Raw genomic sequence first — 9,388 nt, 5'->3', positions numbered from 1 at the left:
ATTCATTACTCATTATTCATTACTCATTATTCATTATACACGGTGCATTGCTTTAAACACGTCTTCGTGCTGAGCGAGAATGCGGATACCAATTTTTTCGCTGATCTTCGCCATATTTTCCTTGATCACGCCGAAGGGGCAGATCGCGTTTTTGATATCAACCAGCATGATGAGCGTAAAAAATTCCTGCATGATCTTCTGGCTCACGTCGAGTATATCGCAATTGCAATTGGTCAGTTCATGCGAAATACTCGAGATTACGCCCGGCTGGTTCTTGCCGAACGCAGTGACGATGATACGTCCTTCGGTTTTGTTGAGATATTTGAAAGTGCTGGGATGTTCGCTGACGTATTTGCCTTCGTCCGATCCGAAGCGGCGGATGGTTTCGAGTACGACAGTTTTTATGACTTCATCGCTTGCCTGCGGGCCCAGTTGTTTTTTGGTTTCTTCAACGATGGATCGAATTTGTTCTTCTGTGATGGCCATGTACCGCTCCTCAACTATGTTGACTGATAATAAAAATCTAAAGCCAGAATTCAAAGAGTAAAAACAACAACAGACGTAAAAGGCTAAAAGGAACCGGTCAACCTTTTTTAAGCTGGATCCGAATGGTCGTTCCCTGATTTATATTACTGTCCTTGACAAATATTTTGCCGTTGTGATAATCTTCGATGATCCGTTTAGCAAGGCTTAGTCCAAGCCCCCATCCGCGTTTCTTAGTGCTGAATCCCGGGCGAAAAATATTGTAAAAGTTTTTCAGTTCGATCCCGCGGCCGTTGTCGGAGATATCAAGGCAGACGCTGCCGTTTTGCAGCGAGAGGTGAATTTTGATCCTTCCTTCCTGCGTGTCTATGGCATCCACGGCGTTCTTAATGATATTTTCAATCACCCACGCGATAAGCTGCGCATTGATAAAAGGCGTGGCATTAGTCTCATACACTTCTTCAATTGTGATCGTTTTGCCCAATTGCGGCATACGCGTGCGGAAATACTGCGCTAATTCCGATAACAGCGGGATCATATCGTGCTGTTTCAAATCAGATGCGGAGCCGATCTGTGAAAAACGCGTGACGATGCGGTCGATCCGTTTAATGTCCACCTCCATCTCGCCGATAATACGCAAGGTAGATTCACGTCCTTCCGCTTCGCCGCGAAGCAATTCCGCCCATCCCATGAGCGAGGAAAGCGGCGTGCCGAGCTGATGCGCGGTTTCTTTGGCCATACCAACCCAGATGCTGCGCTGTTCGCTCCGTTTGATATTGCTGAATCCGATATACCCGATCAGAATAAATGCGCCGACCACGCCGATGCCGATCACCGGCAGCCAGGCCAACTGACGGATCAGCTTGCTGTCCGTATCATAATGTATATAACCGAGCGTTGTGTTTTCATATAGAATCGGAATGGGCGCATTGTCAATGTCCATATCAGCGATCACCTTTTTGAGTTTCTTCTCAGCCTCCGCCGTGAGCGTATCGCCGACGATGCCCGGAATATTGCGCCACGAAAGAATGGTGGTGTCCGGCGCGGTATTGATGATCGGAAATTCAATACGCTTAATGATCTCATCAAAAATAAAACTGTACTCGCCCTCCGGATCGTCCTGCCCGATCCGCGCAATGATCTGCGTATATATTTTTACGATGTGGCGCGAATCGTCGCGAAGCCGTTCCACAAGAAACTGCGTGTACGCCAGCGCGCCGAATATAATGACGAGCGCGAGAACAAAAAGGCCGCTTTTGAAATTAACGGTCAGATGGTACGGATTACGTACGGTTCTGATTTGTCGGGTTGGTTCTGTCATGTAACTTTAGTGGATTCTCTAATTCCGAAAGTTTACAAATTATCTCAGTGTGAATCTGTTAAATCGGTGTCATCCGTGTGCCATGCCGTTAGGGGCGTTGGATTTGGCGGATCAGCAGCGCATTTGAAATCGGCCTTTCCGCCCCGTCCGACGGCCTGTTGACCAGTTGGCCGCGAACGATCATCGTCGTGGAACCGCCGCCGTCCAAATTTAGAGCCCGGTCGCATCCCAATCCGATCATCCAGTCCGCCAGTTCGTTCAGCGTCATACCGGAACTGTAATTGGTTTGATTGCCGTCGACGCAAACAATGTATAGTTTTTGAACCGAATCGGCGATACCCACGGCCGTGCGCGCGGAGCGTTTAATATAAAAATCAGACGTGGCCTCAGGATTATCCGTGATGAGATTTTTTTTATTATTAACGAGAAAAGGAAATCCGCCTATAGCCGTGCGAATTTTGTCCTCGCGCAGATCGGCGCGAATCACAATTTCCAGGATCTGTCCTGCGAACATCCGCCGCACCAGTTTGATCTTGTCTTCTCCGTGAACGGAAAGTACGACCGTCGAATCGGTCAGCGGATTATTTCCCGACACGCTGTCCACCGCCAGAACAATGCCGCGAACCGTGTCGCCGACGCTTTTGCCGGAAAATTTCGCTTTAAGGGTTACTTCCGCGCCGTACACGTTGGTGTTGGTTTGCGAACCAAAAAAATTATTGTACAAAACAGATTCATTTGCCTGGCGCGGTTTATTAAATCCGTCAATGGCCAGATTCGTAAAGGAATTGATGATCAGCGTTCCTCTGAAAGAAATCGGTTCTATAAAATATTGGTTCTTACTGGTGATCCCGAGCGCGTACCATGCATCGGCTGCGTTTTTGAGAATTTGTCCGTCATGCACCTGCGCACCGGACGGATAGCCTTCCTTGGAAAAAAAATCGCCGTTAACCGCGCCGATGACATTTTCCTGTCCGGGCGCTTCGACGATCTGGGAAAGCAAACTGGTCGTACGTATATTATGGCCCGCCTTGAATGCGTCGATTTCCAGCAGCGGGTTTTTCAGGTCGATCTCAAAAATGTGAATCACGTTCGGGCCGGCGCTCTGCTGTATCATCGTGTACCGAAAACCCTCGGTTACAAAATTTGATTTACGAACATCTTCCGACGTACAGGAACTCACCAGTACCGTCGCGGCCAGAAAAAAACGAATCACAGGCAATTTCATTCCTCATTTTGTGAAAGAAATATTCGCGATAAATTGCCTTATTTTCAAGGTCTTTTTCGGAAGCCGCCTCAGGTCTTTTCATGAATATCATTTGCAAAAAAAACGATTATTTGTTATGTTGAATCGCCAGCTTAAAAAACAAATATACCACATTGAGTATCATTTAACTAAAGGAGAAACCGATGAAACAGTTATGTTTCGCTTTTTTTGCAGCTGCGGTTTTACAGGTTAATGTATTTGCAGGCGACGGAGGCCAGGCGGGTTCCGGCGGTTACTTCGGGCCGGCGGCGGTGATGAAACAAGGCGCGTTTCTGATCGGCGCGGAAGCACAGAATTATTTGAAAGGCCCGAAATCCTTCGGCGTGCTCGGCCATGTTCGCTACGGACTGGCGCCGCGATTTGAACTCAACGGCGATCTCGGATTTAACCGCGGCGAAACGTATTTCGGCGGCAGCGTAGAATACCAGGTATTCTATGACGGCCCCGGTGCAGTAGGCCTTACGGTGCGCGGAGGCGGATTCTCCAATTCAGATGCCGGCAGCGGATTGGATTTTTCAGGTATGGTAGGTAATCGTTTCAGCACGTTCTCTCTGTACGGCGGCCTGAATATGAAAGTATTGCTCGATCCGTCTCAAGCAGACAATGTCTACACGCTGGTCGGCGGAGTTCATATTCCCTTTAAAGCGAAAGTGGCATTTGTAGGCGAAGTCGGAGCCAATATCAACGACCAGGATGCGTCGTATTTCAGCGGCGGCGTGTTGTTTTATTTTTAGTATGAATTGAAATTTTTATCCTTAAGCCCCGTTCTGTTTATCCGGAGCGGGGCGTTTATTTTGATGCCGCGATAATTTCTGTAGCTAAAGATGGGGATAACCGCAATGAAGCCAAGTGCGATGAGACTTTTTATTCTGATTTATTTGCGCACTTTGCGGTTGAAGTTTTTTTCTTTAAACAAAAGGGAGGCTGCTTGTTCAAAATTCTAAATAATCTCGCGCATCAACGTCCGTTTAATTCCAGCACGGAAGTGCGTATTACGTACGTCTGCACGCAGCGCTGCCTGCAGTGCGTCATTCCTTTTAAAAATACGCACACGATGTCACTGGAGGAATTTAAAAGCGTGATGGCCAATCTGCGCGACTATGGAGCTTATGTCGGATTTATTTCAGGCGGTGAAACGACCGTCGTGGAAGCCTTACCGGAAATGATGATGGAGGCCAATCGCACTTTTCAATACGCTACAACGCTCGTCACCGGCCTTTACAATAAACCGGAAATGATCGAACCGGCCGCGCGCATTTGTTTGGAAAACGGAATGCACATCCAAACGTCGTTTGACGGATTCGGTGCGATCGGAGATGAACTGCGCGGATGTAAAGATTACGACACGACCGTGACGGATCGAATGAAAATGATTTCCGAAATGCGGCGGTCAATACAAAAAAAATCGAAAAAGAAATCACTTTTGTACGCCAATACGGTGATCAGCGATAAAAATATGGAACAGATACCGGATATTATCGCGCACGTAAAAAAACTCGGGTGGAAATCCACGATAGGATTATACCACACGTTAACTTTTTCCACACGATACGACGACACCATGGTTGTGCGGCCGGGCGAACGGTTAAACAAACTGGTCAAGTTCCTGAAGGGCAATCCGGATATTATGAATCTCGATTCGTTTGTCGAAGGCATCGCCCCGTATGTGGATAATCCAAATCTCAACTGGTGTCCGTTCGTAGAATCGAAATATCTTTCCACGCGTACGACCATTATGGAAAACGGCGATGTGCATTTGTGTAAAGGCAATCCGATCGGCAATGTGTTCCATCAAAGCCTGAAGGATATTTTTTCCGGTTACGAATACCAAAAACGCCTCGATGAATACAGCCATTGCGAAGGCTGCTGGACGACGTGTTATACCCAGCGATATCTTCTCGTTAGGCCGAAATCGGTTTCCCAAGCCGTCGGAAATATTCAGAAACTTCGTAATACGCGGCGCATAGAATTGTGATTTCAAAAACGGCGCTAACTGTTGAGTTTCTTTGCGTCCTCTGCGCTTAACGTATTTTATCACAGGTCTGATTGATTAAGAAAATAATTTCAAGTATATTTGCCGGAGTTATAGAAGGGACAGATTGACATGAATAAACGTTTAACGGTTGCCGTGACGGGAGCGAGCGGTGCGCTTTATGCGGTAAGGCTCTTGCGGTATTTGATGATGAATACATTCGAGGTGGACTTTATCGTATCGGATGCGGGCAAGATCACATTTAAAGTTGAAATGGATGCCAACCTTGACAAGGAAGACATTTCAGCATTTTTGAAGAAAAAGTTCGGCCCATCCGTCATGAAAGGCAGCATTAAAACCTACTCCAATGATTCCATTTCCGCGCCGATGGCGAGCGGTTCCGTCCGCAGGCTCGGTATGGTGATCGTGCCGTGTTCCATGAAAACGATGTCTGCCCTGGCGCACGGAGCGGCGGCCAATTTGATCGAACGTTCCGCCGATGTCGCGCTCAAAGAACGGTTTCCGCTGGTCGTCGTTCCGCGTGAGACGCCGATGAACAGCATTCAAATTAAAAATATGCTGAAGCTCTCACAGGCGGGCGCCCTGATCGTACCGGCCATGCCGGCGTTTTATCAGAAACCGCAATCGCTGGACGACCTGGCGGATTTTATAACGGGTCGAGTACTAAATTTACTCGGAATCGAAGGTCATGGGCTGTTTAACGATTGGGGAAATTAAGCAGTGATTATCGAAACTGAGCGGCTCCGGATCATGCCGCTGACATTGGAACAGTTAAATAAATACGTGAAGGCGGATTACTCATGGGAGGACGATTTGAAACTGAACCGTTCACCAAGAAGCTTGTCGCCGGAACTGGCGGACGCTTTTGAGAAATCGATTCTGCCTAATGTGGGCGATCCGAAAAAGAATTATTTATATTACACGTTATGGACGGTCATTTCAAAATCGGAAAACAAAATGGTCGCCGGACTTCTTTTTACCGGCGAGCCTAATGACGCGGGCGAAGTGGAGATCGGCTACGGTACGGAACCGCAATTTCAAAATAACGGGTATATGACCGAAACAATCGGCGGAATGGTGTCATGGGCTAAAAATCAGCCGGACGTGCGAACGATTGTTGCTCAAACCGATCAGGCAAATCTTCCGTCTCACAAAACGCTTTTAAAAAATAATTTTTCAAAATATAAAACGGTTGACCCTATGATATGGTGGCGCTTGTCAACGGTTTAATCCTGTTATTTAGCTCAGGGACCGGTAGATCATAATGTTAAGAAAAAAACGCGAATCGGCGACGGATGATTTTCAGCATAACGAGTCTGAAAACCCGGAAGAAAATCTGTTGCCGAAGAAAAAGATTGTCGACGAAACCTTGTCTAAAACTTCATTGAACCAGACTTCCAAATATCCCGTTAAACCTCATCGGTCGGTTTCATCAAAAAAATTGAATAAAGCGGCCGTGAACCCTTGGCGTCGCGCTGTGCGTCTTTTTGGAATGGCGCTGGTTATCGGAATTTTTATTATCGGTTTTTTTGCAATATACTTCAGCCGCGATCTGCCTTCCATCGCGCAGTTGGAAGTGTATAAGCCGAAACTCTCCACTAAAGTATATTCCGCCGACGGCAAGGTCATCAAGGAGTTTTTCAAGGAACGCCGCACGCGCGTGCCGTTCCACAAGATGCCTAAGAACGTAGTGAATGCGCTGCTGGCTACCGAGGATCATCGATTTTATAATCACTGGGGCGTGGACATGATCCGCTTCGTCAAAGCGGCCATGGTCAATACCGCCAGCCTGAGTTCGAAAGAAGGATTCAGTTCGCTGACGCAGCAGCTTGCGCGGAATCTGTACTTCGATTTTGAAAAAACTTTATCGCGCAAGATCAAAGAAATTCTAACCGCCATTCAGATTGAGAAGACGTATTCGAAAAATGAAATCATTGAAATGTATCTGACGCACATGTATTTCGGTAATGATGCCTATGGCATTCAGGCGGCGGCAAAGAACTTTTTCGGTAAGGATGCGGCGGACCTCACGTTGGAAGAAAGCGCTTACCTGATCGGCCATCTGCAGGCGCCGTCGTATTACGTGAGAAACCCCGACGCCGCCGACCGGCGGAAAATCATCGTGCTAAAACGAATGCTTGACTGCGGGTTTATATCCAGAGCGGAGTATGACGAAACTAAACCCAGGAAAGTAGTGTTGACCACCACACGCGAAGAGGAAATCGTCGGCGTGGCTCCTTATTTTTCGGAACACGTGCGGCAGGAACTGGAAGCTATGCAGGACAGTCTGAAATTCAACATTTACGAAGGCGGGCTCAGCGTGTTTACGACGCTCGACACACGCGCGCAGAACGCTGCGGAGAACGCATATCAGGAAAGCGTCAAGGAAAAATTTATCGGTTTGGACAAATTCGGGGCCGGCGTTGTCAAGGCGAATGCAAAACCTTACCTGACACGTTACCTTCAAAGAGAAGGCGTGGATTCGGAGACCATTCACAAACTCCTGCAGAATCCGCGCAGCGTGGATTCGTTATGTAAATTTTACGGCACTGTGCAGGCCAGTCTCGTGGCGATCGATCCGACCAACGGACGCATTCTCGCGATGATCGGCGGCCGCGATTTTAATAAATATAAACTGAATCATGTGACGCAGATCGCGCGCCAGCCCGGATCTACGTTCAAACCGTTCCTGTACACCGTTGCGATCGATAACGGCTATTCACCGGCGTTTAAATTACTCAATCAGGATGTGGTGCTGATCATGGAAGACGGGAAACGCTGGACGCCGCAGAACTATGACGGCAAACGAGGCGGCCCGACGACCTTACGTGACGCTATTGCCCGCTCGCTTAATCTCGTGGCGATACGTCTGATGCAGGAGATTGTTCCGGCGCAACAAGTCGTTGCCTACGCACAGAAAATGGGCATCGAAACGCCGCTGATGCCTGTGGACGCCCTGGCGCTGGGCGTTTCGGATGTCATTCCGCTTCAGATTGTTTCCGCGTACGGCGTGTTTGCGAATAAAGGAATACGTGTGGAGCCGGTTTCCATTTTGAGAATTGAAGACCGTGACGGCAACGTGATCTATCAGCATGTGCCGAAATACAAAGAAGTGTTGAGCGCGGAAACGGCTTTCATCATGGCGGATATGATGAAGTCGAGTATTGAATGGGGAACGGGCAAATATGCGCGCGCATACGGATTTGAAAGGCCGGCCGGCGTAAAAACGGGTACGACCCAGAAGTGGTCCGACGGATGGTATATCGGATTTACCCCGCAGATGGTGACGGGCGTATGGGTCGGGTTCGATACGTATGAATTTAATCTCGGAAGTAAAAACCCCGGCGAAGTAACGGCGGCGCCGATCTGGGGGCGATTCATGGCGCATGCGCTGAAAGATATGGATTTACCGGTGGAGGATTTTGAAATGCCGCCGGGCGTCGTACGGCTGGAAATATGTAAGGAATCGGGACAACTGGCCCATACTTCTTGCCCGGAAAAGATCAAAGAGGTTTTTAACGCTAAATTTCAGCCGACGGATCATTGTCCGATTCACACCGGCGGCAAATCCGGAAAAAAGAAAAAAGGCGTGGGGTTTTGAAAAAAACATGTAGCCGCAGAGGACGCAAAGAACGCAATTAGTTTCAGGAGTTAATCTTGTTTGACGTAAATTCACAGCACTTCGCCACAAAATCAGCATGCTACAGACATCTACATACGCAATTGCAGTATCTGATCGAAGAAGAACGCGATCTTATCGCCAATGCCTCCAATGCCGCGGCGTTGCTTTATCACACGCTTCCGGACGTCAATTGGGCAGGATTTTATTTTAACCGGCACGACGAACTTGTGTTAGGCCCGTTTCAGGGGAGGCCGGCCTGCGTGCGCATCGCGATAGGAAAAGGCGTTTGCGGAACCTGCGCGCAGAAAAAAGAAACCGTGATTGTAAAAAATGTTCACGAATTCCCCGGCCACATTGCCTGCGACAGCGCATCGAATTCCGAGATCGTTATTCCGATCGTTAAATTTAACAAGTTGATCGGCCTGCTCGATGTTGACAGTCCGTTGGAAAGCCGATTTGATCAAGAAGATAAGTTAGGGCTGGAGACGTTTATCGGAATTTTCTGCCAGCGAACGAATCTTTTGTTATAAAAAAACGTGCTTATCGGGTTGGCTCACAAATGGAAGAGAACCCTTCAATCTGAGACATTATGTTAATGAGTCGGTGTTTTGATAAGTTTCTTCTAAATTTAAAATGGAGAACTTATCATGGAAACACAAACCTCAAATTTAAGTTTTAAAGGACAACACTTTTACGTAGGTATCG

The 9,388-nt window shown here is 47.9% G+C and carries 9 protein-coding genes; 6 read left to right on the top strand and 3 right to left on the bottom strand.

From position 1 onward, the window contains the following. Window positions 1–33 precede the first annotated feature (33 nt). The 3 genes from F9K33_16065 to F9K33_16055 all read right to left on the bottom strand — a co-directional run bounded on the left by F9K33_16065 (window position 34) and on the right by F9K33_16055 (window position 3,029). Window positions 34–486 (bottom strand): ACT domain-containing protein, encoded by a 453-nt coding sequence (locus tag F9K33_16065; protein ID KAB2877616.1) that lies wholly within the window; start codon window positions 484–486, stop codon window positions 34–36. A gap of 97 nt (window positions 487–583) precedes the next feature. Beyond that, a complete protein-coding gene (locus F9K33_16060) occupies window positions 584–1,804 on the bottom strand; it encodes a HAMP domain-containing histidine kinase (GenBank protein ID KAB2877615.1) in 1,221 nt (406 codons plus the stop codon). Between the two features lie 88 nt (window positions 1,805–1,892). Further along, window positions 1,893–3,029, bottom strand: a complete 1,137-nt coding sequence (locus F9K33_16055) for a phosphodiester glycosidase family protein (GenBank protein ID KAB2877614.1) — start codon at window positions 3,027–3,029, stop codon at window positions 1,893–1,895. Window positions 3,030–3,211: 182 nt separating this feature from the next. Between F9K33_16055 and F9K33_16050 the strand changes: the two genes are divergently transcribed. From F9K33_16050 to F9K33_16025, 6 genes are all read left to right on the top strand, one after another. Further along, entirely contained in the window at window positions 3,212–3,802 is a 591-nt protein-coding gene (locus tag F9K33_16050; GenBank protein KAB2877613.1) for a hypothetical protein, read from the top strand. Between the two features lie 194 nt (window positions 3,803–3,996). Then, complete coding sequence (locus F9K33_16045) at window positions 3,997–5,043, top strand: radical SAM protein (GenBank protein ID KAB2877612.1); 1,047 nt, start codon at window positions 3,997–3,999, stop codon at window positions 5,041–5,043. A gap of 123 nt (window positions 5,044–5,166) precedes the next feature. Then, window positions 5,167–5,778 (top strand): UbiX family flavin prenyltransferase, encoded by a 612-nt coding sequence (locus F9K33_16040; GenBank protein KAB2877611.1) that lies wholly within the window; start codon window positions 5,167–5,169, stop codon window positions 5,776–5,778. A gap of 33 nt (window positions 5,779–5,811) precedes the next feature. Then, window positions 5,812–6,291 (top strand): GNAT family N-acetyltransferase, encoded by a 480-nt coding sequence (locus F9K33_16035; protein KAB2877617.1) that lies wholly within the window; start codon window positions 5,812–5,814, stop codon window positions 6,289–6,291. A 34-nt stretch (window positions 6,292–6,325) separates the two neighbouring features. Further along, window positions 6,326–8,662: a PBP1A family penicillin-binding protein gene (locus F9K33_16030; GenBank protein KAB2877610.1), complete on the top strand. Its 2,337-nt coding sequence runs from the start codon at window positions 6,326–6,328 to the stop codon at window positions 8,660–8,662. Window positions 8,663–8,718: 56 nt separating this feature from the next. Next, the gene (locus F9K33_16025) at window positions 8,719–9,213 is read left to right on the top strand and encodes a GAF domain-containing protein (GenBank protein ID KAB2877609.1); all 495 of its coding nucleotides are present in this window, start codon (window positions 8,719–8,721) and stop codon (window positions 9,211–9,213) included. The last annotated feature ends 175 nt before the right edge of the window (window positions 9,214–9,388 follow it).

The organism is bacterium (assembly GCA_008933615.1).
GTDB lineage: Bacteria > CLD3 > CLD3 > SB21 > SB21 > SB21.
The sequence above is the reverse complement of the archived record's forward strand: the minus strand, read 5'-3'. Positions and strand labels throughout refer to the sequence as shown.